Origin of the sequence: uncultured Jannaschia sp., from assembly GCF_947494025.1 — a bacterium.
Taxonomy (GTDB): domain Bacteria; phylum Pseudomonadota; class Alphaproteobacteria; order Rhodobacterales; family Rhodobacteraceae; genus Jannaschia.
This window is the reverse complement of the sequence record NZ_CANLTQ010000017.1, coordinates 19,616-39,944: the sequence shown is the minus strand read 5'-3', so window position 1 is coordinate 39,944 and position 20,329 is coordinate 19,616. Positions and strand designations below refer to the sequence as shown.

Sequence of the window (20,329 nt, the reverse complement as noted above, 5' to 3'; positions counted from 1 at the left end):
CCTAGACGGGGTTCGGCGGCGTGCGTCCCTCGGCGATGGCGATGGCGTTATCGAGCGCCATGCGCCCCATCGCCTTCCGCACCTCCAGCGTCGCGGTGCCCAGATGCGGCAGCAGCACGGCGTTGTCGCAGGCCCGCAGCGCTTGGGGAACCTGCGGCTCCTTCTCGTAGACGTCGAGCCCGGCGCCCGCGATGCGGCCCCCCTGCAGCGCCTCGATCAATGCCGCCTCGTCCACCACGTCGCCGCGCGCGATGTTGACGAGGATCGCGTGCGGCCGCATGGCGGCCAGCGCCGCGGCATCGACGATGTGGAACGTCTCGGCCGAGGCGGGCACGGCGGTCACGACGATATCGGCCGCGGCACAGACCTCCGCCACCGAGCCCAGCTGCCGCGCGCCCTCCACGGATTTCTCCGACCGGTTGTGGAACACCACCTTCATGCCGAAGCCGTGTCGGCAGCGTCGGGCGATGGCCTGTCCGATCCGGCCCATGCCGATCACGCCCAGCGTCTTGCCGGTGACGTGGAGGCCCAGCATCTGGACCGGGTGCCAGCCCTCCCACACGCCGGACCGCACCAGACGCTCGCCCTCGCCGGCGCGCCGCGCGGTCATCAGCATCAGCGTCATCGCGATGTCGGCGGTCGCGTCGGTCACCGCGCCCGGCGTGTTGGTTACGACGAGCCCGTTGGCCTTCGCCGCGGCGACGTCGATATGATTATAGCCCACGCCGAAATTCGCGAGGCCCTTCGCCCGCCGGTCGCCGCCGAAGGCGTCGGCGCCGAAGGCATCGCCGAGCGTCGGCAGGATCACGTCGTAGCTGGCGAGCGCCGCGCGGCATTCGGGGAGGTCCATCGGCTGCGTCGTGTCGCGGCAGGATACGTCGAAACGCGCGCGGGCCGCCTCCATCATGCTGTCGGGGAGGGCGCGGGAGATGAGGAGCGTGTCGGTCAATGCATCCGCCCTCCCTCGGGCACCTCCCGATCGGGGGCGAGCAGGACGACCTCCCCATCGGCATCCGGCAGACCGAGGACCAGGACGTCCGACCGGAACGGTCCGATCTGGCGCGGCGGGAAGTTCACCACCGCGACGACCTGACGACCCACCAGCGTTTCGGACGTGTAGTGGCGGGTCACCTGCGCGGAGGTCTTGCGCTCCCCGATCTCGCCGCCGAAGTCGATCCACATCTTGATCGCGGGTTTGCGAGCCTCCGGAAAGGGTTCGGCGCGACGGACGGTGCCGACGCGGATGTCGACCTTCAGAAAGGTGTCGATGTCGAGATCGCTCACGCCCGCAACTCCCGCGAGCGGTCGGCCGCGGCGGCGACGGTGCGCGCCATGAGATCCGGCAGCTCCGCCATCAGCACCTCCAGACCGGCCTGCGTCGTGCCGTTCGGGCTTGTCACGTCGCGGCGGAGCTGTCCGGGATCCTCGCCCGTCATCGCGAGCGCGCCGGCCCCGGCGACCGTGGCCCGCGCCAACCTGAGCGCGAGCTCCCGGTCGAGGCCCTGCGCGATGCCGGCCTCGGCCATCGTCTCGATCATGTGGAAGACGTAGGCGGGCCCGGAGCCGGACAGGCCGGTCACCGCATCCATCTGCGCCTCGTCGTCGAGCCGCACGACCTCGCCCACCGCGTCGAGAAGTGTCTCCGCCATGTCGAGGTCGGCGTCGTCCGCCTGGGCGTTGCCGATGATGGCGGTGATGCCCCGGCCGATTGCGGCGGGCGTGTTGGGCATCGCGCGCACGATCCGCGCCTCCGGTCCGAAGGCCTCCTCGAAGGCGGCGATCGGCGTACCGGCGGCGATGGAGACGTAGAGCGTGTCGGCGAGCCCGCGCAGGACGGGAAGCGCGTCGCCCATCATCTGCGGCTTCACGGCGATCAGGGTGATCGCCGGCCGCGCGGGGAGTTCGGCATTGAGGCGCACGCCCGTATCCGAGAGCCAGTCCGACGGCTTTGGGTCGAGCACGGCGACCGAAGCCGGGGGCAGGCCCTTCTCGAGCCATCCGGCGAGCAGGGCGCCCCCCATCTTGCCGCAGCCGAGCAGCAGCACACCGCGGTCGTTCAGTTCAAGCAGGTCCATCCGTGCCCTCCGTGTCCCGTGCGACCCTACGGACCGCGCGGTGGATGGCAAGTCACGCCCGGCCGTAGGCCTCCGCCATCGCGACCTGCATCGCGTCCGATGGCGCCCGGCCGCCCCAGCAGACGAGCTGAAAGGCCGGATAGTACCGTTCCCCGGCGAGCACGGCCTCCGCCACGATGGCGTTCACCTGCTCCTCCTGCGCGCAGGCGCCGCCCGCGAGGACAAGGCCGTAGCGGTAGACCATCATTTTCTCGTCCGCCCAGTAGCTGAACGCGCCGGCCCAGCATTCGTCGTTGGCGAGGTTCAGCACTTCGTAGAGCCGCGGCAGGCTGGTCTCCGGCGGCTCCATCTCGAAGCAGCAGACGAGGCGCAGTGTCTCGTCCGCCTCCGACCAGGCGAGGGTCACGGAATAGCTCCGCCACTGGCCTTCGACGACCATGGCGATCTGATCGTCGCCCACGCGGTCGAAGGACCAGTCGTGGGTTTCCGCCACCGTCTCTACGAGATCGATCGGATGGAGGTCACCGGTTTCGGCAAATTGCTGTCGCTGGTGCAGCATGAGGCTCCCCTTCGCGCGTACCATAGGACTTGGGGGTATCACGATCCGTATGACCGTTCCCGGAATGTCCACACAACATATGGTTAGCGTCACAAATCGCCCTGTAAAGCGCGCGCTTCGGTTCTCCACAACTTTGCTGCGTTTTCGGCGCCTTGTGGATAGATTAGTGTCGGACCGAACGATGCCGGAGGGGCATGGCGATGACGGAGCTATCGGACTGGACACCGCTCGAGTGGTCGGCCCCCGACGTGCTGGAGGGCCGGCACACCCGGCTCGAGCGCCTGTCGGTCGATCTGCACGCGGATGCGCTGCACGCCGCCAACCCGACGGGCGCCGCGCATTGGGTCTACATGCCCTATGGCCCGTTCCCCGAGCCCGACCTCTACCGCCTCTGGGCGGAGGGAGCCGCCTTGAGCCCGGATCCCGTCTATTACGCGGTCAGGGGCGCGGCGGGGTGGACGGGCGTTGCGTCGTTCATGCGTATCGACCCGGCGAACGGCGTGATCGAGATCGGCAACATCGCCTTCTCGCCCGGCCTCCAGCGCACCTCCGCATCCACGGAGGCCGTGCATCTGATGATCGGCCACGCCATCGCGGCCGGCTTCCGACGAGTCGAATGGAAGTGCGACGCCGGGAACGCGCCGAGCCGGCGCGCGGCGGAGCGGCTGGGCTTCACCTACGAGGGCACGTTTCGGCAGCATATGGTCGTGAAGGGCCGCAACCGGGATACGGCCTGGTTCGCCATCGTCGACGGAGACTGGCCGGCGATCCGCGCCGCCCATCTGGCATGGCTGGATCCGGAGAACTTCGACGCGGCCGGCCGGCAGCGGGCGCCGCTTCGGCGCTAGACGACCTTTCTGGCGCCGAGCCGGCGGGCGATCAGCGCCCGCAGCTGCGGACGGAGATCCTCGATGTTGCTTGCCGCGAGCGTTTTGGTCTCGGCGAGGAAATCGGCGTCGTTCTTCGTGCGGGCCAGCCCGGCCAGGAAATTCGCGACGTAGCTGGGGGCGATCGAGTCGTCGCCCAGCATGCGCTCCGCATAGACGAGGTCTTCCGACAGGGCGAGCGGGTCGGGCTCGACCGTGTCGCCGGGCATGGCGCGCGGGCCCCTCGGATGTTCCTCGGCGGGCAGGTGCTTCAGGATCGCCTGCTGGAACGCCGCGAGGCTTTCGATCGGCTTCGCGAGAAAGCCGTCCGCGCCGGCGGCCATGGCCTCGGCCTCCACATCGGCGCGCGCTTGGCCGGACGTGGCGAGCAGCGCCGCCGGCCGCTGCTTGGCATTGGCGAGCGTGCGGATGAGCGTCAGCCCGTCACCGTCGGGCAGGCCGAGGTCCACGATGGCGATGCCTGCGCGGTAGGTGCCGAGATGCCGTTCCGCCGATGCCACGCAATCCGCCCGGCGGATGCGCGCCCCGGACCGCAGCGCCAGAAGCCGGACCGCCTCGGACGCGTATCGGCTATCCTCGACGAGAAGCACCGTCTGGCCGAGCAACGGCCGCTGCGCGGTCGGGACGGGACGGGGCATCATGGGCGGGTTCGGCGGATCGGTTTCGGGCACGGCGGATTCTCCTAGAATCTTCACCAGAACAATTACGGAAACACCCTAACAGAAAATGAACATATGCGACGACCTTGCCGATAGCGCGGGCGCGTTCCATAACCGCCGGACGTTCCGGACCGCGTCGGAGGCGCCTGAGATGATCGGCAAGCTCAACCACGTGGCCATTGCCGTGCCCGATCTCGACGCGGCCGCGCGCCGTTACCGCGATGCGCTTGGCGCGCATGTGGGCGCGCCGCAGGACGAGCCCGATCACGGCGTGACCCTCGTGTTCGTCGAGCTGCCGAACACAAAGATCGAGCTGCTGCACCCCTTGGGCGAGGGGAGCCCGATCGCCGCGTTCCTCGCCAAGAACCCTTCGGGCGGCATCCACCACGTCTGCTACGAGGTCGAGGACGTGGCGGCGGCCCGCGACCGTCTGGTCGCGGACGGGGCGCGCGTGCTGGGCGACGGGACGCCCCGGATCGGTGCGCACGGCAACCCGGTGATCTTCCTGCATCCGAAGGATTTCGACGGCACGCTCGTCGAGCTCGAGCAGGTGCCGGCATGATCGGCTACTTCTCCGCCTTCGTTCTTTACGCGATGGTCTGGGCGATGGTGTTCCTCGTCGGTCTGCAGGTCGGCCACGACACGCAAGGCGACCGGGGCGCGCGCATCCGGGGCACGCACTGGGACAGCCCGGCAGAGTTCCGTCTCGGCCGGCGGGTGTTCTGGGCCACGCTGATCGCGCTCGCGATCTGGGCACCGCTCGTCTGGGTGATCCTGTCGGGGCGGATCGGCATCGACGACCTGCGCTGGATCACCGGGCGGCCGGCCTTCGGCTAGGCCGCCAGAGACGGTGGAAGAGGTGGGTGAAGGTCGCCGCGCCCACCACCGGCACCAGAAGGTTCAGGACCGGCACCGACAGCGGAATGGCCATCATCACACCCGTAAGCCAGATCCGCGCCCGGTGACGCGTCCGGAACCCCGCCGCTTCCGCCCGCGTCATCCGGCGCAGCGCGACCATCTGGGCGTATTCCCGCCCGAGCAGGAAGCCGTTCACCGCCCAGAAGATCAGGAGCGCGAAGGGCGCGAGGAAAAGGTAGGCGACCAGCGCCCCCGCATTCACGAGGATCACGAGGAGGAGAAAGCCAAGGCTTTCCCGGATCGTCTCACCCCAGCCGATGCCGCGGGCGGGCGGCAGGTGGGGGTAATGACGGTCCTCCACCGCGTCGGCCACGGTCTCGAGCATCAGGCCGGTGAAGGCGGAGGCGACCGGGACCATCAGAAAGACCGACGCGATCAACGTGAACGGCACCAGCGCCCAGCCCGCGGCATTATCGAGCCACGTGACCTCGCCGATCCAGGGCAGCGTCACGACCGGCCCGACAAGCCAGGTCGCGCCCCAGATCAGGATCGCGGAGAAGGTCACGAGCAGGAACAGCGAGGCCGCGACCCCGGTCAGCAGGACGTTGCGGAAGCGCGGATCGCCCAGCTGGCTCACGGCGCGCAGGATATCGTTGATCACGCGTTCCGCCACTCCGTCAGCCGCGCGAGGTCCGGGCGCGGCCGGTCGGGCGGGGCGACGGTCTCGCTTCCGATCACGACGAAGCCCGCGACCCATTCGCCGGGGGCGAGTAGCAGGCCCGCACCGAGCCAGTCGCGGTCCGTCGCCATCCATCCGGTCAGCCAGTTCGCGCCCCAGCCCGCCGCCTGCGCGGCGTTCAGCATGCCGAGGCAGACGGCCCCGGCGCTCAGCGTCTGCTCTATTTCAGGCACCTTGCTGGAGGGCTGCGGCGCGGCGATCACGGCAACCATCAGCGGCGCGTCACGGAACATCGCCTCGGCCTTCGCCACCTTGTCCGGGTCCAGATCGCGGGCCGATCCCATCCGCGCGGTCAGGTCGGCGAGACGTCCCAGCGCCGCATCCGACAGCACGACGAGCCGCCACGGCTCCAGCTTGCCATGGTCCGGCACGCGAAGCGCGGCGGCGAGGATTGGCTCCAGTGCCGTGCGGTCGGGGCGGGGTGCGGCCAGCGTCTTGGCCGGACGCGAGCGGCGGGTCAGCAGGAACTCGGTGACGTCGGGACGGGCCCGAAGGGGCGGCAGGCTTGTCATGCGCCCCATGTCGCAGGCGGCACGGGGCGTTTCAAGCGCCGCCGTGCCGCCATGTGCGGGCACGTTCCGGCTCAAGTCCCGCCGGCGTCCTCCGCGGTCTTCGACGCCGCCTTCTTGCGCGTCGCGGTCTTCGCCGGAACCTTCTTGGCCGCCGGCTTCTTGGCGGTCGACTTCGCCGCGTTTTTCTTCGGGGCGGCCTTCTTGGTGGCGGTCTTGCGCTTGGGCGACTTCGTGGCCTTGGCGGCGATCAGTTCGACCGCCTGCGCCATCGTCACCTCCTCGGGGGAGACGTCCTTCGGGAGCGTGGCATTGACCTTCTCCCACTTCACGTAGGGGCCATAACGGCCTTCCATGACGTTGACCGGTCCGCCGTTCTCGGGATGCTCGCCCAGCTCGCGCAACGGCGCCGCCGCCTGACCGCGCCGCCCGCGGGAGGCGAGCTTCTCGGCCAGCACCTCGACGGCGCGGTTCATGCCGATGGTGAAGATCTCCTCCTCGTCGGGCAGGTTCGCGTAGACCTTGTTCCAGCGTACGTAGGGTCCGTAGCGGCCCAGATTGGTCTCGATGTCCGCGCCGTCCTCGGGATGCGCGCCGACATGGCGGGGCAGCGACAGGAGTTGCAGCGCCCGGTCCAGATCGACCGCGTCGGGCGCCCATGCCTTGGGCAGGCTCGACCGCTTCGGCTTCGGGTTCTCCTCGGTCGCCTCGCCCAGCTGGACGTAGGGGCCGAACCGGCCGGTCCTGAGCCACACCTCGAGCCCGCTCTCCGGTTCGACGCCCAGCATCGTGTCGCCGACCGGCGCGCTGCCCTCGTCGCCGCCCGGCGGGGCGAAGGGCCGGGTGTAGCGGCATTCGGGATAGTTCGAGCAACCGATGAAGGCGCCGCCCGAGCGGGCCGTCCGCATCGACAGGCGGCCCTCGCCGCAATTCGGGCAAAGCCGCGGATCGGTGCCGTCGCCGCGGTCGGGGAAGAGATGCGGCTCAAGCACCTCGTTGATCTTCTCGAGCACGTCGGTGATGCGAAGTTCCGACGTCTCCCCGATGGCGGCCGAGAAGTCCCGCCAGAAGCGGTCGAGCACGTCCTTGTAGTCCTTGTCGCCCGCCGACACCTCGTCGAGCTCCTGCTCGAGCGCGGCGGTGAAGTCGTAGCCTACATATTTGCGGAAGTAGTTCGACAGGAACGCCGTCACCAGACGGCCCTGATCCTCGGGGAAAAGGCGGTTGCCGTCCTTCCGCACGTAGCCGCGGTCGACGATGGTCGAAAGGATCGAGGCATAGGTGGAGGGGCGCCCGATGCCGAGCTCCTCCATGCGCTTCACCAGCGTCGCCTCGGTGTAGCGGGGCGGCGGCTGGGTAAAGTGCTGTTGGCCCAGAACGGCGTCGGACGGCGCGCGGATCAGCTCGCTGTCGGAGGTCTCTTCCGCATAGGCCGCCACCTTCTTCGCGGCGTCACCCTCGTGGATCGCGGGCAGGCGGCGGTCGTCGCCGCTCTCCGCCTCATCGTCGCGGCCTTCCGTATAGACCTTCATGAAGCCGTCGAAGATCACGACCTGCCCGGTGGCGCGCAGCTCCACCTGCGCGTTGCGGTCGCGGATCGTCACCGTGGTCCGCTCCAGCTTCGCGGCGGCCATCTGGCTCGCCAGCGTGCGCTTCCAGATCAGGTCGTAGAGCTGCCGCTGGTCCTTCTCCAGCTTGAGGTCGGCGGCGGCCTTGGTCATGTCGGTCGGACGCACGCATTCGTGCGCCTCCTGCGCGTTCTTGGCCTTGTTCTTGTAGATGCGCGGCTCGGCCGGGACGTAGTCCTTGCCATAGCGCGCCGCGATGGCGTCGCGCGCGCCGGCGACGGCTTCGGGCGCCATGTCGATGCCGTCGGTCCGCATGTAGGTGATGAGGCCCTGCTCGTAGAGACGCTGCGCCGTCGACATGCAGGCCTTGGCGCCCATGCCGAACTTCCGGCTCGCTTCCTGTTGCAAGGTCGAGGTCATGAAAGGCGGGCTCGGGTTGCGGTTGGCCGGCTTGGCCTCCACCGAATGGACGGCGAGGTCGCGGCTTTCCACCGCCTGAACGGCAAGCTCCGCCTGCGTCGCGTCGGCGAGGTCGAAGCGGTCGAGCTTGCGCCCGTCGAGCGCCACGAGCCGCGCCTCGAAGCTCTGGCCCCGCGGCGTCTCCAGCATGGCGCGGACGGACCAGTATTCCCGCGCATCGAAGGCCTCGATCTCCATCTCCCGCTCCACCACGAGGCGCAGGCAGACCGATTGCACGCGCCCGGCGGAGCGCGATCCGGGCAGCTTTCGCCACAGCACGGGGGAAAGGTTGAATCCCACGAGGTAGTCGAGCGCGCGGCGGGCGAGGTAGGCATGCACGAGCGGCGTGTCGATGTCGCGGGGGTTCTCGATCGCCTGCTGCACGGCGGTCTTGGTGATCGCATTGAAGGCCACGCGGCGGACCGGCGTGTCCTTCTTGAGCGCCTTCCGCTTCATCAGCGCTTCCTGCAGGTGCCAGGAGATCGCCTCGCCCTCGCGGTCGGGGTCGGTGGCGAGAATGAGGTTCGGATCGTCGGCCAGCGCGTCCGCGATGGCCTTCAGATGCTTGCGCGAGTCGGTAGGAATTTCCCACGTCATGTCGAAACCGTGCTCGGGATCGACGGAGCCGTCCTTGCCCACGAGATCGCGAACGTGGCCGTAGCTCGCCAGCACGGTGTAGTCGCGGCCGAGATAGCCATTGATGGTCTTGGCCTTGGCCGGGGATTCGACGACGACGACGGGCATGCGGGGGAACCTCGGGACTGCTTCGTTTTGGGCCTGTCCGGCCGTCCGGAGGTCTTCGGCACCGGGCTGCCTTCTTGGGCCGGGGACCATGTGGGCGGTCGGTGGAGGATGTCAATGCGCCCCGGCCGGGCCGATCCTCACAGTCTGACGAGCCCGCCGCCGGGCCGGCGCGCGATGTGTCCGCCGAGTTCCATCTCCGACAGAAGCGCGGCGAGCGTGCCCGCCGGAACGGGGGCGGGGAGGTCACGCAGAAGCTGGTCCTCGGGGGTCGGGACGGGCGAAAGCAGGTTCAGGACGCGGCGCGCCAGCTCGTCGGAGGCGACCGGTTCCGGGGTCGGCGCAGGGGCAGGCGGAGGCGACGCAGGGTAGGGCGCCGGGTCGCCGGCGAGCGCGTCGAGCACCTCGAGGATGTCGTCGACGCCCCGCACGAGCGTCGCGCCGTCGCGCAGCAGGAGGTTGCAGCCCGAGGCGCGCCCGTCGAACGGATGGCCCGGCACCGCCAGCACCTCGCGCCCCTGATCGAGCCCGTTCCGCGCGGTGATCATCGAGCCCGACTTTGCCGCGGCCTCGACCACCACGACGGCCTGCGACAACCCCGAGACGATGCGGTTGCGACGCGGGAAGTCGCGCGCCTGCGGGGCGAGACCGAAGGCGCGCTCGCTGAGCGACAGCCCCTCCGCCGCGATCCGGGCCGCGAGCGGAACGTTCTCCGCCGGGTAGACCCGGTCGAGCCCGCCGGCATGGACCGCGATCGTCCCGGCGCCGGCCGCGTCGAGCGCGGCCTCGTGCGCTACCGCGTCCACACCCCGGGCCAGCCCCGAGACGACCGCGACGCCCTCCTTCGCGAGGTCGCGGCCGAGCGCGCGGGCCATCCGTCGCGCCAGCGAGGAGGCGTTGCGCGTGCCGACGATCGCGACGGAGCGGCGGAGCAGACGCGCCGTGTCGCCCTCGGCCCACAGAACGGCGGGGGCGTCTGCGATCTGCGCCAGGCGGGTCGGATAGCCCGGCACGCCGAGGGCGAGCAGACGCGCGCCCTGCGTCTTGGCCGCCTTGATCTCGCGGCGGATGGCCGTCGCGTCGGCGGGGACGTAGCTTCTATCCCCCGCCTTCGCCGCGATCCCGGGCAGCGCCTCCAGCGCGGCGATCCCCGTTCCGTGCTCGGCGATCAGGCGGCGGAACGTGGCCGGGCCGATGCGACGCGAGCGGGCGAGGCGCAGACGCGCGAACAGTTCCGCCTGGCTCGGCGGTCCGTCGAGCTCGGGCAGCGCCGGCTCGGCCAGCGCATCGGGAAGGCCCGGGAACCCGTCTGGAATCGCGTAGTCCATCCCGGCATCTCGCGCGCCGGGGGTTTCGGGGGCGTTAACGGCGGCTCAGGCCGCCGAGCCACCCACCGTCAGCCCGCCGATCATGAGCGTCGGCTGCCCCACGCCGACCGGCACCCATTGACCGGCCTTGCCGCAATTCCCCATGCCGGGATCGACCGCCATGTCGTCGCCGATCGCGCGGATTTTCTGAAGCGCCGTGGCCCCGTCGCCGATAAGCGTGGCGCCATGCACCGGCTCGCCCACGACGCCGTTGCGGACGCGGTAGGCCTCCGTGCAGGAGAAGACGAACTTGCCGTTGGTGATGTCGACCTGCCCGCCACCGAAGCCCACGGCGTAGATGCCGTCCTTCAGGTCGGCCAGGATGTCGCCCGGCGCGGCGTTCCCGCCCAGCATGTAGGTGTTGGTCATGCGCGGCATCGGCATGTGCGCGTAGCTCTGCCGCCGCCCGTTGCCCGTCGCGGCCACGCCCATCAGGCGGGCGTTCTGCCGGTCCTGCATGTAGCCCGTGAGGATGCCGTCCTCGATCAGCGTGGTCGTCCCGCCCGGCGTGCCCTCGTCGTCCACGGTGATCGAACCGCGCCGGTCGGGGATCGTGCCGTCGTCGAGCACGGTGACCCCCGGCGCCGCGATGCGCTGACCCAGGAGACCCGCGAAAGCCGACTGGTTCTTGCGGTTGAAATCGCCCTCGAGCCCGTGACCGATCGCCTCGTGGAGAAGAATGCCGGGCCAGCCGGGGCCGAGCACAACGTCCATCACTCCGGCGGGCGCGGCGACGGAGGACAGGTTGACCACCGCGATTCGCAGCGCTTCGCGCGCCAGCGTCTGCCAGCGCTCGGTCGTCAGAAGGCCGCTCGCCTCCATCCGACCGCCAGCATTGGCGCTGCCGGATTCGCGGCGTCCGTTCGCCTCCACGATGACTGAAACGCCCATGCGCACCATCGGGCGCGTATCGGTCACCGACGGTCCTTCGGCCCGGAGGATCTCCACCTCCTGCAGCCCGGCCGCGGCCGTCGCGGAGACCTGCACCACGCGCGGATCGAGCCCGCGGGCGAAGGCGTCGATCTCGCGCAGCATGTCGATCTTGACCGGGAACGCGATCTCGGCGATCGGGTCGGCGTCGCCGTAGAACCTGCGATTGGTCCGCGCCGGCGCCTCCGCCAGCGTTCCGCCGCCATCGCCCACCGCGAGCCGGGCCGTTTCCGCCGCGCGTCGCAGCGCGGACCCGGAGATCTCCGTGGAATGCGCGTATCCCGCCGTCTCCCCGCGCACCGCGCGCAGGCCGAACCCCTCCGCGGCGTCGTAGCTCGCATTCGAGACGCGGCCGTCGTCGTAGACGACCGATTCCGTGCGCCGGCGTTCCAGGAACAGCTCGCCGTCGTCGGCGCCCTGAAGCGTTCCGCGCAGGAGGTCCTGCGCCGCGTCCCGGTCCAGCGTGGTCTCGAACGGACGGAACGGGGCGCTTTGGTCGTGATCGGGCATCGGTTATCCTTCGGGTTGGCGTCCGGTCGGGTGCGACAGATGACCCACGGGCCTTGCGGAACGGGCTTCAGATATGGTCTTACGCGCGCAGGACGCAACGGGCCGGAGCTGCCGACGCTTCGGGGCCGTCCATGTCAGACACGACGAAGACAGGAAATCCTGCCCATGAAGAAGCCATCGCTGGCGGCTCTCGCCCTTATCGCCACAGCCTTCTGCGTTTCGGGCGCGGTGGCGCAGGACACGCAGGCGCCCGACGCGGCCGCCGGGACCGATGCCCCCGCCGGCGAGGTCGCGATTCCGACGGATATCGAAGCGCCGGTCAACCAGGAGCAGCTCACTCCCGGGAACGACAGCAGCGCGGTGACCTCTCCGGCGGACGGCGATGCCGCGGGGCCCGACGAGGCGGAGCAGAACGAGGCGCTGCCCGGCACCGGCGAGGCGCCCGAAAGCGTGGCCGAGCCCGCCGGGGAAGCGGCGACCGAGGACGCGCCCGTGGTCGTGCCCGAAACCGGTGAGGCGGTGGACGAGGAGAACGTCCGGCGCTCCGGGGAGGAGCCGGGTCCCGCGCTCGGGGACGGCACCGACCTGAGCACGATGCCGGCCGACAGCCCCGACATCAACGCGGGCAACCCCGATCCCGAACCGACCGACGTGACGCAGGCCGAAGCCCGCACGGCGCGGGAGATCTTCGGCGACCTGCCCATCATCGGTCAGCCGCAATACGGCGGCATCGGCTTCCAGCCGGCCGCGACATCGCTCGCCGCGGAGCAGCACTGGCTCGACGCCTTCCTGCTCGTGATCATCACGGTCATCGCGGTCTTCGTGACCGGCCTGCTGGCCTGGGTCGTCATCCGCTACAACCGCCGCGCCAACCTCGTGCCGGCCCGGTTCACGCACAACTCGCCGCTCGAGGTCACCTGGACGATCGTGCCGATCCTGATTCTCGTCTCGATCGGGGCCTTCTCGCTGCCCGTCCTGTTCGACCAGCAGCGCATCCCCGAGGGCGAGGTCGTCGTGAAGGTGACGGGCTACCAGTGGTACTGGAACTACGAGTATCCCGAGGAGGAGGGCGTGGAGTTCCCGAGCTACATGATCGGCGCGCTGACCGAAAACATGCTGACCGAGGACAGCCTCGCGCAGCTGCAGGCGGCGGGCTACACCGAGGATCAGTTCCGGCTGGCCACCGACACGTCGGTCGTGGTGCCCGTGGACACCACCGTGGTGATGCAGGTCACCGGCGGCGACGTGATCCATTCGTGGACGATCCCGGCCTTCGGCGTGAAGCAGGACGGCATCCCCGGCCGCCTGGCGCAGCTCTGGTTCCGGGCGGAGGAGGAAGGCATCTACTTCGGTCAGTGCTCGGAGCTTTGCGGCATCGCGCACGCCTATATGCCGATCACCGTCAAGGTCGTGTCGCAGGAGGCCTATGCCGAATGGCTCGACGCCGTCCGCAACGGCGAGCTGGAGACCTGGTGACGGCGTGACCGACGCGAGCCTCCATATCGCCGCCGCAGGGCCCGCCGACGAGGCGGGTCTTCGCGATTACTGGCAGCTTCTGAAGCCACGGCTCATGTCGTTGTCGGTCTTCACGGCGCTGGTGGGGCTTCTTGTCGCGCCGGGCGGCATCCATCCGTTCCTTGGCGCAACCTCCATTCTCTGGATCGCGCTGGGGGCGGGGGCGTCGGGCGCGCTCAACATGTGGTTCGACGCCGACATCGACCGCGTGATGAAGCGCACGCGCGGCCGCCCGATCCCCGCGGGCCGTCTCGCGCCGTCGGACGCCCTCGCGTTGGGGCTGTTCCTGTCGGTGCTGTCGGTAACGATGCTCGGCCTGACGGCGAACTGGGTGGCGGCGTTCTGGCTCGCCTTCACGATTTTCTTCTATGCCGTGGTCTATTCCATGTGGCTCAAGCGCACGACATCGTGGAACACGGTGATCGGCGGTCTCGCCGGCGCGTTCCCCCCGATGATCGGGTGGGCGGCGGCGACGGGCGGCACCCCGGTCGAGGCTTGGCTTCTCGTCGGTCTGATCTTCATGTGGACGCCGCCGCATTTCTGGGCGCTCGCCCTTTTCGTGAAGCTCGACTACCACGCCGCGCGCATTCCGATGCTGACGGTTACGCATGGCAGGGCGGAAACGCGGCGGCAGGCCTGGCTCTACGCGCTCGGCCTTGCGCTCGTCTCCCTGACGACGGCCTTCTCTGCGATCGGCGGACCGCTGACGCTGGCCGTGGCTCTGGTCCTGAACGGGGTCTTCCTGCGCGGAGCCTGGGCGATGTACCGCCGCACCGACGCCGAAAGCGAGGCGGACGGCCATGCGGTCGAGAAGGGTCTATTCAAGTGGTCGCTTGTCTACCTCTTCGCGCATTTCAGCGTGTTCGTCGTCGAAGCGGCGATGGGCGGCTACGGGGGGTGGTGATGCATCGCGACCATGAGCTCCACGGACGTCGTCGCAGCCGGAACTTCGGATTGCTGGCCGTGCTTCTGGCGTTCATCCTGATCATTTTCGGGGTAACGGTGGTCAAGATCCGGACCGGTGGCTTCGCCGAAGGGTTCGACCATGTGGCGCGGCCGGCCACTCTCCCGGCCGAGGACGTGTCGCAGTGAAGGTCTGGCGCAAGCTTTCCCCCAACGGCCGCGTCGTCGCGGCGACGGTGACGACCATCCTCGCCATGGGTTCGCTCGGCTGGGCGGCGGTGCCGCTATACAACATCTTCTGCGCCGTGACGGGCTATGGCGGGACGACCGCGACCGCGTCGGCCGGTTCGACCGAAATCCTCGAGGAAACGGTTCTGATCCGCTTCGACGCCTCGAAGGAGCGGGGCATGCCGTGGTCGTTCAAGCCTGTGCAGACCAAAATGCGCGTGCGCATCGGGGAGACGAACCTCGCCTTCTACGAGGCGACCAACCCGACCGACGAACCCGTGGCGGGCACGGCGAGCTACAACGTCGCGCCCTACGCGGCCGGTCCGCATTTCGTGAAGATCGACTGCTTCTGCTTCAACGAGCAGATCCTCGCGCCGGGCGAGACGGTTTCGATGCCCGTGACCTTCTACGTCGATCCGGCGATCCTCGACGATCCGGAAGCCGGGGACTTGTCGGAGATCACGCTGTCCTACACCTTCCACGTGACGGATCTGCCCGAGGATTACGCGGCGCTCGGCACGACGCTTGACACGGACCCCATCTCTGCGGACACGACCACGACCACGACCAATTGAGAGGGACGACGATGGCCCACGCGAAGAACCACGACTACCACATCCTCCCGCCCTCGATCTGGCCGTTCCTCGGCGCCGTCTGCGGCTTCTTCATGCTGATCGGCGCGGTGCTCTGGATGAAGGGCAGCGGCCCCTGGCTTTTCGCGGCGGGCTTTGTCGGCGTGCTCGGCGTGATGTTCGCCTGGTGGTCGGACGTCGTTCGCGAATCGAATGCCGGCGATCATACGCCCGTCGTCCGGATCGGCCTGCGCTACGGCTTCATCTTCTTCATCATGTCGGAGGTGATGTTCTTCGCGGCATGGTTCTGGTCCTTCTTCAAGCATGCCATCTATCCGATGGGCCCCGACAGCCCCGGCATCGACGGCGTCTGGCCGCCGGAGGGGATCGTGACCTTCGATCCCTGGCACCTGCCGCTGATCAACACGCTGATCCTGCTCTGCTCGGGGGCGGCGGCCACCTGGGCGCACCACGCGCTGGTGCACGAGAACAACCGCAACGACATGAAATGGGGCCTGATCCTCGCGATCCTGCTCGGCGCGATCTTCACCGTGTTCCAAGCCTACGAGTACAGCCACGCGGCCTTCGGCTTCGGCGGCAACATCTACGGCGCGAACTTCTTCATGGCGACGGGCTTCCACGGCGCGCATGTCATCATCGGCACGATCTTCCTCGCCGTGTGCCTGATCCGGCTGCTGGCCGGGCAGTTCACCCCGACCAAGCATATCGGCTTCGAGGCGGCGGCCTGGTACTGGCACTTCGTCGACGTGGTCTGGCTGTTCCTGTTCGCGGCGGTCTACATCTGGGGCGGCTGACGGGTTCGGGCGCGGCCGACGGCGGTCGTGTCGCGCAATCGGGGGCGGCGCGGGCAGGCCGCGCCGCCATCGCGTTCGGGGGTGTGGAATGCGACTGATCCTGCCGTTGGTCTTCGGATTGGGCGGGGCCGCGCTGCTCGTGGCGCTTGGCCTTTGGCAGTTGCAGAGGCTCGATTGGAAAGAGGGAATGATCGCCGAGATGGCCTCCCGGATCGGGGCCGCCCCGATCGCGTTGCCGAGGTCGCCGGATCCGCAGACCGGCAATTTCGTCCCCGTGACGCTGACCGGGCGCGTGGTCGGCCCCCCGCTGCGCGTCCTCGGTGCCTGGCGCGAGGGCGGCTCGGGTTTTCGCATCGTCGCGCCGGTTGAAACAGAGGAGGCCCGCCGCGTGATGGTCGATTTCGGCGTCGTACCGCTCGACAACGTCGACTCCGATGCCCAGGTGACGCTGCCGGAGGGATTGCTAGAGATCACCGGCAACTTGAATTGGCCCGACGACCTGAACGCCGGCACGCCCGACCCGGACGGCAATATCTGGTTCGCGCGTAACGTGGACCTGATGGCGGACGCGGTGGCGACCGAGCGCGTCATGGTCGTCGCGCGGGAGGTCGTCCCCCCGGCGGGGCCGACCCCGGTCCCCGTCGGGATCGAAGGCATTCCGAACAGCCATCTCGGCTATGCGATCCAGTGGTTCGGGCTGGCTCTCGTCTGGCTGGGGATGACAGTGTTTCTGCTGTGGCGTATCAGGCGCCGCACCATTTGAGGGATTACATGCGCTACGTCTCCACCCGCGGTCGGGCCCCGGTCCTGGGCTTCGAGGACACGATGCTGACCGGGCTTGCCCGGGACGGCGGCCTTTACGTGCCGGAGGAAGTGCCGGTCCTGTCGCCGGGCGACATCGCCGCGCTCGCGGGCCGGCCCTACGAGGACGTCGCGGTCCGCGTGATGGCGCCCTTCGTGGCCGACGCGTTCGACGAAGCCACCTTCGCCGGAATGGTCGAGCGGGCCTATGCGGGCTTCGGCCACGACGCGCGGGCGCCGCTGAGGCAACTCGGACCGAACCACCACCTTCTGGAGCTGTTCCACGGGCCGACGCTTGCCTTCAAGGATTTCGCGATGCAGCTCATCGGGCAGATGTTCGAGCATTCGCTGGAGCGGCGCGGCGAGCGGGTGTCGATCGTCGGCGCCACCTCGGGCGATACCGGTTCGGCGGCGATCGAGGCGTTCCGCGGCCTAGACGCGGTGGACGTGTTCATCCTCTACCCGCACGGCCGCGTCAGCGAGGTGCAGCGGCGGCAGATGACGACGCCCACGGAGGCGAACGTGCACGCGCTGGCGCTGGCCGGCCATTTCGACGATTGCCAGGCACGGCTGAAGGAGATGTTCAACGACTTCGCGTTCCGCGACCGCGTCGGCCTTGCCGGCGTGAACTCGATCAACTTCGCGCGGGTGCTGGCGCAGGTCGTCTACTATTTCACCGCCGCCACAGCGCTCGGCGCACCGCACCGGGAGGTGTCGTTCACCGTGCCCACCGGCAATTTCGGCGACATCTTCGCGGGCCACATCGCCCGGCGGATGGGCTTGCCCATCCGGCAACTCGTCGTGGCGACCAACCAGAACGACATCCTGCATCGCTGCCTGACCACGGGTGAATATCGGACGGGCGAGGTGCATCCCTCGATCAGCCCCTCCATGGACATCCAGGTCAGTTCGAACTTCGAGCGGGCGCTGCACCTCGCCTATGATCGCGACGGGGCCGCCGTGTCGCAGCTCATGGAGGAGCTGCGCGGAGGCGGCTTCACCGTGAGCCAGGGCGCGCTGGAGGCATTGCGCGAGGTCTACGCCTCGGGCCGCGTGTCCGAGGAGGAGACTGCCGCGACCATCGCCGGCATGCGCGACCGCACGGGCGAGCTTCTCTGCCCGCACAGCGCGATCGGCGCGCGGGTGGCGGAGACGCATCTGGGCGACGTGCCGATGGTCACGCTCGCCACGGCGCATCCGGCCAAGTTCCCCGACGCGGTGGAGGCGGCGACCGGCCTCCGTCCGCCGCTGCCGCCGCGCCTGGCGGATCTGTTCGATCGCGCGGAGCGGGTGACGCGGGTGGAGAACGACCTGGCCGCGCTCGAGGCGGTCATCGACGAAAGGCGAGCAGCATGACCACACGACTTGACCGACTTCCCAACGGCTTCCGGGTCGTCACCGAATTCATGCCGAGCCTGCAATCGGCGAGCGTCGGCGTCTGGGTCGGCGCGGGCGGCCGACACGAGGCGAGCGAGCAGAACGGCATTGCCCATTTTCTCGAACATATGGCGTTCAAGGGCACGGCCCGACGGTCCGCCCTGCAGATCGCCGAGGAGATCGAGGACGTGGGGGGCTACATCAACGCCTATACCTCGCGCGAGGTCACGGCCTATTACGCGCGGGTCCTGAAGGACGACGTGCCGCTCGCCGTGGATCTGATCGGCGACATCGTCCTGAACCCGGTTTTCGACCCGCGCGAGATCGAGATCGAGCGAGGCGTCATCCTGCAGGAGATCGGCCAGGCGCTCGACACGCCCGACGACATCATCTTCGACTGGCTGCAGGAGGCCGCCTATCCCGGCCAGCCGATCGGCCGCACGATTCTCGGCCCGAGCGAGCGCGTTTCCGCCTTCACCGAGGCGGATCTGCGTCGGTTTACCGGGCAACATTACGGGCCCGGCCAGATGATCCTCGCCGCCGCCGGCGCGGTCGATCACGACGCGATCCTGCGGATGGCCGAGGCGGCGTTCGGCCACCTTCCCGCACAGCCGCAGGCGGAGGCCGCCCCCGGGCTCTATCGCGGCGGGGAAGTGCGGCAGGTGCGCGATCTGGAGCAGGCGCATCTGGCGCTCGCCTTCGACCAGCCGGGCTACCGCGACGATGCGGTCTACACCGCCCAGGTCTTCGCCGGCGCGATGGGCGGCGGCATGTCCTCCCGCCTGTTCCAGGAGGCGCGGGAAAAGCGCGGGCTTTGCTACACGATCTTCGCGAGCATCGGCGCCTGCTCGGATGCCGGGCTGATGACGATATATGCCGGCACGGGCGGCGAGGATATCGGGGCGCTTGCCGAGCTTACCATCGACGAGCTTCGGCGCGCGGCCGAGGACATGACCGAGGTCGAGGTCGCGCGGGCGCGGGCGCAGATGAAGGCCGGCATGCTGATGGGGCTCGAATCTCCGTCCTCGCGCGCCGAGCGGCTGGCTCGCGTCGTCGCGATCTGGGACCGCGTGCCGCCGCTCGCGGAGGCGATCGCCAAGATCGACGCGGTGGACGCGCCGGCGATCCGTGCCCATGCCGGCCAGCTCCTTTCGACCGATCCGACGCTCGCGCTCTACGGTCCGGTCGAACGCGCGCCCGACGCGGAGACGCTTCGCCGAAGGCTCGCCGCGTGATCTTTCCGACGCTTCGCAAGCCTCGGATCGAAACGGAACGGATGCTTCTCCGCCTGCCGCAGCACGGCGATTACCGGGCCTGGGTCGCGCTGCGTCAGGGCAGCGCCGCGTTTCTGCGCCCGTGGGAGCCGGAATGGGCGCCCGACCATCTGAACCGCCGGAGCTTCACGAACCGGGTCTACTGGGCCTCGCGCAGCTACGGGCAAGGCTCGGCGCTAGCGCTGTTTCTGACCCGCAAGGCGGACGACGCGCTGATCGGCGCGATCACGATGGACAACATCCGCCGCGGCCCGTCGCAATCCGCCACGCTGGGCTATTGGGTGGGGGAGGCGCACGCGCGACAGGGCTACATGCGCGAGGCGATCGTCGCGGTCACGCATTACGCGTTCCGCCGACTGGATCTGAGCCGGATCGAGGCCGCCTGCCTGGAGGAGAACCGCGCCTCCCGCGGATTGCTCGAGCGGGCGGGGTTCAAGTACGAAGGCGTCGCGCAATCCTACCTCCAGATCGCCGGCCGCTGGCGCAACCATGTCCTCTACGCGATGCTGCGGTCCGACCGCCGGGGCCGGGTGGACGGCTGATGCGACCGCGGCGCGCGATGCCGCGTTGCCGACGCATGGATGCGGGGGGGCCGTCGTTCCGATGCCGAAGGCGATCCGCCGGACTTCAACCGCGACAGACCGGATCCACGCATCCGGGATTTTCCGCGAAGGGCTCGGTGCGAATGAACGCACCGACGGACGCGATGCACGCGGCCTTCGACGCGCGGGAGGCGGTGGACCGAGGCCAGCTTTTCAGGACGACGAGGGCGGGATGGGGACGGGGCCTCTGACGGGTCGTCGATCGGGCCTCGGTTCCGATCGCTCGCGAAGTTGGACACGTACGTCGTCGTCGGCATGCCCATGGACGCGGCACGACTGATCGAGGGGCTGGGCACGATTTGGCGGAAATCGGCGCGGTCCGTAATTGTCCGGGCGCCCGGCCGGCCCGATAGTCGCAAGCGCTCCGGTGTCCTCTGGTCA

Annotated in this window: 22 protein-coding genes; 12 read left to right on the top strand and 10 right to left on the bottom strand. The window is 69.3% G+C overall.

From position 1 onward, the window contains the following. Nucleotide 1: 1 nt before the first annotated feature. From Q1B08_RS15425 to Q1B08_RS15410, 4 genes are read right to left on the bottom strand one after another with little or no spacing between them, the layout of a single operon-like run. The gene (locus tag Q1B08_RS15425) at nt 2–949 is read right to left on the bottom strand and encodes a D-glycerate dehydrogenase (RefSeq protein ID WP_299820777.1); all 948 of its coding nucleotides are present in this window, start codon (nt 947–949) and stop codon (nt 2–4) included. Next, complete coding sequence (locus Q1B08_RS15420) at nt 946–1,284, bottom strand: tRNA-binding protein (RefSeq protein WP_299820774.1); 339 nt, start codon at nt 1,282–1,284, stop codon at nt 946–948. Before Q1B08_RS15420 ends, Q1B08_RS15425 begins: the two co-directional genes overlap by 4 nt. Beyond that, nucleotides 1,281–2,075, bottom strand: coding sequence for a pyrroline-5-carboxylate reductase (gene proC / locus Q1B08_RS15415; protein ID WP_299820771.1), 795 nt, complete (start codon nt 2,073–2,075; stop codon nt 1,281–1,283). The genes Q1B08_RS15420 and proC overlap by 4 nt, the downstream gene beginning before the upstream one ends. 52 nt (nt 2,076–2,127) lie before the next feature. Further along, complete coding sequence (locus Q1B08_RS15410) at nt 2,128–2,634, bottom strand: YbjN domain-containing protein (RefSeq protein ID WP_299820768.1); 507 nt, start codon at nt 2,632–2,634, stop codon at nt 2,128–2,130. A 200-nt stretch (nt 2,635–2,834) separates the two neighbouring features. On the opposite strand from Q1B08_RS15410, the gene Q1B08_RS15405 reads away from it, so the two are divergent. Continuing rightward, complete coding sequence (locus Q1B08_RS15405; RefSeq protein ID WP_299820765.1) at nt 2,835–3,482, top strand: GNAT family protein; 648 nt, start codon at nt 2,835–2,837, stop codon at nt 3,480–3,482. Here the strand turns inward: Q1B08_RS15405 and Q1B08_RS15400 are convergent. Beyond that, on the bottom strand, nt 3,479–4,192 hold the full coding sequence (locus tag Q1B08_RS15400) for a response regulator (RefSeq protein ID WP_299820761.1): 714 nt from the start codon (nt 4,190–4,192) through the stop codon (nt 3,479–3,481). The genes Q1B08_RS15405 and Q1B08_RS15400 overlap by 4 nt on opposite strands. A gap of 139 nt (nt 4,193–4,331) precedes the next feature. Between Q1B08_RS15400 and mce the strand changes: the two genes are divergently transcribed. Both mce and Q1B08_RS15390 read left to right on the top strand, forming a co-directional pair. Continuing rightward, nucleotides 4,332–4,742, top strand: coding sequence for a methylmalonyl-CoA epimerase (gene mce / locus Q1B08_RS15395; RefSeq protein WP_299820758.1), 411 nt, complete (start codon nt 4,332–4,334; stop codon nt 4,740–4,742). After that, nucleotides 4,739–5,017: a DUF1467 family protein gene (locus tag Q1B08_RS15390; RefSeq protein ID WP_299820755.1), complete on the top strand. Its 279-nt coding sequence runs from the start codon at nt 4,739–4,741 to the stop codon at nt 5,015–5,017. Before mce ends, Q1B08_RS15390 begins: the two co-directional genes overlap by 4 nt. Here the strand turns inward: Q1B08_RS15390 and Q1B08_RS15385 are convergent. From Q1B08_RS15385 to Q1B08_RS15365, 5 genes are all read right to left on the bottom strand, one after another. Beyond that, nucleotides 4,992–5,699, bottom strand: a complete 708-nt coding sequence (locus Q1B08_RS15385) for an EI24 domain-containing protein (RefSeq protein ID WP_299820752.1) — start codon at nt 5,697–5,699, stop codon at nt 4,992–4,994. The two genes, Q1B08_RS15390 and Q1B08_RS15385, sit on opposite strands and share 26 nt — an antisense overlap. Beyond that, a complete protein-coding gene (locus Q1B08_RS15380) occupies nt 5,696–6,289 on the bottom strand; it encodes a nitroreductase (RefSeq protein WP_299820844.1) in 594 nt (197 codons plus the stop codon). Before Q1B08_RS15380 ends, Q1B08_RS15385 begins: the two co-directional genes overlap by 4 nt. 71 nt (nt 6,290–6,360) lie before the next feature. Beyond that, nucleotides 6,361–9,057 (bottom strand): type I DNA topoisomerase, encoded by a 2,697-nt coding sequence (gene topA, locus Q1B08_RS15375; RefSeq protein ID WP_299820749.1) that lies wholly within the window; start codon nt 9,055–9,057, stop codon nt 6,361–6,363. Between the two features lie 137 nt (nt 9,058–9,194). Then, nucleotides 9,195–10,382, bottom strand: a complete 1,188-nt coding sequence (dprA, locus tag Q1B08_RS15370) for a DNA-processing protein DprA (RefSeq protein ID WP_299820746.1) — start codon at nt 10,380–10,382, stop codon at nt 9,195–9,197. A 45-nt stretch (nt 10,383–10,427) separates the two neighbouring features. Further along, nucleotides 10,428–11,861 (bottom strand): metallopeptidase TldD-related protein, encoded by a 1,434-nt coding sequence (locus Q1B08_RS15365; protein WP_299820744.1) that lies wholly within the window; start codon nt 11,859–11,861, stop codon nt 10,428–10,430. Nucleotides 11,862–12,512: 651 nt separating this feature from the next. Between Q1B08_RS15365 and coxB the strand changes: the two genes are divergently transcribed. The 9 genes from coxB (at nt 12,513) to Q1B08_RS15320 (ending at nt 19,888) form a co-directional block, all read left to right on the top strand. Further along, nucleotides 12,513–13,337, top strand: coding sequence for a cytochrome c oxidase subunit II (gene coxB / locus Q1B08_RS15360; RefSeq protein WP_299820840.1), 825 nt, complete (start codon nt 12,513–12,515; stop codon nt 13,335–13,337). Between the two features lie 4 nt (nt 13,338–13,341). Beyond that, nucleotides 13,342–14,280 carry a heme o synthase gene (gene cyoE / locus Q1B08_RS15355; protein WP_299820742.1) on the top strand — a complete coding sequence of 313 codons (939 nt, stop codon included), beginning with the start codon at nt 13,342–13,344 and terminating at the stop codon, nt 14,278–14,280. Further along, nucleotides 14,280–14,468 (top strand): hypothetical protein, encoded by a 189-nt coding sequence (locus Q1B08_RS15350; protein WP_366140028.1) that lies wholly within the window; start codon nt 14,280–14,282, stop codon nt 14,466–14,468. Before cyoE ends, Q1B08_RS15350 begins: the two co-directional genes overlap by 1 nt. Next, nucleotides 14,465–15,082 carry a cytochrome c oxidase assembly protein gene (locus Q1B08_RS15345; protein ID WP_299820736.1) on the top strand — a complete coding sequence of 206 codons (618 nt, stop codon included), beginning with the start codon at nt 14,465–14,467 and terminating at the stop codon, nt 15,080–15,082. The genes Q1B08_RS15350 and Q1B08_RS15345 overlap by 4 nt, the downstream gene beginning before the upstream one ends. 11 nt (nt 15,083–15,093) lie before the next feature. Next, nucleotides 15,094–15,894, top strand: coding sequence for a cytochrome c oxidase subunit 3 (locus Q1B08_RS15340; RefSeq protein ID WP_299820733.1), 801 nt, complete (start codon nt 15,094–15,096; stop codon nt 15,892–15,894). A gap of 88 nt (nt 15,895–15,982) precedes the next feature. Further along, the gene (locus Q1B08_RS15335) at nt 15,983–16,657 is read left to right on the top strand and encodes an SURF1 family protein (RefSeq protein WP_299820730.1); all 675 of its coding nucleotides are present in this window, start codon (nt 15,983–15,985) and stop codon (nt 16,655–16,657) included. 8 nt (nt 16,658–16,665) lie between these two features. Next, a complete protein-coding gene (thrC, locus tag Q1B08_RS15330; protein ID WP_299820727.1) occupies nt 16,666–18,051 on the top strand; it encodes a threonine synthase in 1,386 nt (461 codons plus the stop codon). After that, complete coding sequence (locus Q1B08_RS15325; RefSeq protein WP_299820724.1) at nt 18,048–19,307, top strand: pitrilysin family protein; 1,260 nt, start codon at nt 18,048–18,050, stop codon at nt 19,305–19,307. The genes thrC and Q1B08_RS15325 overlap by 4 nt, the downstream gene beginning before the upstream one ends. A 41-nt stretch (nt 19,308–19,348) precedes the next feature. Beyond that, nucleotides 19,349–19,888: a GNAT family protein gene (locus tag Q1B08_RS15320; RefSeq protein WP_299820837.1), complete on the top strand. Its 540-nt coding sequence runs from the start codon at nt 19,349–19,351 to the stop codon at nt 19,886–19,888. Nucleotides 19,889–20,329 lie beyond the last annotated feature (441 nt).

What these genes read in the sequence shown, in the direction of transcription:
- thrC (WP_299820727.1), top strand. Translation starts at nt 16,666, where the DNA reads ATGCGCTACGTCTCCACCCGCGGTCGGGCCCCGGTCCTGGGCTTCGAG.
- Q1B08_RS15365 (WP_299820744.1), bottom strand. Translation starts at nt 11,861, where the DNA reads ATGCCCGATCACGACCAAAGCGCCCCGTTCCGTCCGTTCGAGACCACG.
- Q1B08_RS15405 (WP_299820765.1), top strand. Translation starts at nt 2,835, where the DNA reads ATGACGGAGCTATCGGACTGGACACCGCTCGAGTGGTCGGCCCCCGAC.
- Q1B08_RS15335 (WP_299820730.1), top strand. Translation starts at nt 15,983, where the DNA reads ATGCGACTGATCCTGCCGTTGGTCTTCGGATTGGGCGGGGCCGCGCTG.
- dprA (WP_299820746.1), bottom strand. Translation starts at nt 10,382, where the DNA reads ATGGACTACGCGATTCCAGACGGGTTCCCGGGCCTTCCCGATGCGCTG.
- Q1B08_RS15380 (WP_299820844.1), bottom strand. Translation starts at nt 6,289, where the DNA reads ATGACAAGCCTGCCGCCCCTTCGGGCCCGTCCCGACGTCACCGAGTTC.
- Q1B08_RS15340 (WP_299820733.1), top strand. Translation starts at nt 15,094, where the DNA reads ATGGCCCACGCGAAGAACCACGACTACCACATCCTCCCGCCCTCGATC.
- Q1B08_RS15320 (WP_299820837.1), top strand. Translation starts at nt 19,349, where the DNA reads ATGCTTCTCCGCCTGCCGCAGCACGGCGATTACCGGGCCTGGGTCGCG.
- Q1B08_RS15410 (WP_299820768.1), bottom strand. Translation starts at nt 2,634, where the DNA reads ATGCTGCACCAGCGACAGCAATTTGCCGAAACCGGTGACCTCCATCCG.
- Q1B08_RS15390 (WP_299820755.1), top strand. Translation starts at nt 4,739, where the DNA reads ATGATCGGCTACTTCTCCGCCTTCGTTCTTTACGCGATGGTCTGGGCG.
- mce (WP_299820758.1), top strand. Translation starts at nt 4,332, where the DNA reads ATGATCGGCAAGCTCAACCACGTGGCCATTGCCGTGCCCGATCTCGAC.
- proC (WP_299820771.1), bottom strand. Translation starts at nt 2,075, where the DNA reads ATGGACCTGCTTGAACTGAACGACCGCGGTGTGCTGCTGCTCGGCTGC.
- topA (WP_299820749.1), bottom strand. Translation starts at nt 9,057, where the DNA reads ATGCCCGTCGTCGTCGTCGAATCCCCGGCCAAGGCCAAGACCATCAAT.
- Q1B08_RS15350 (WP_366140028.1), top strand. Translation starts at nt 14,280, where the DNA reads ATGCATCGCGACCATGAGCTCCACGGACGTCGTCGCAGCCGGAACTTC.
- Q1B08_RS15325 (WP_299820724.1), top strand. Translation starts at nt 18,048, where the DNA reads ATGACCACACGACTTGACCGACTTCCCAACGGCTTCCGGGTCGTCACC.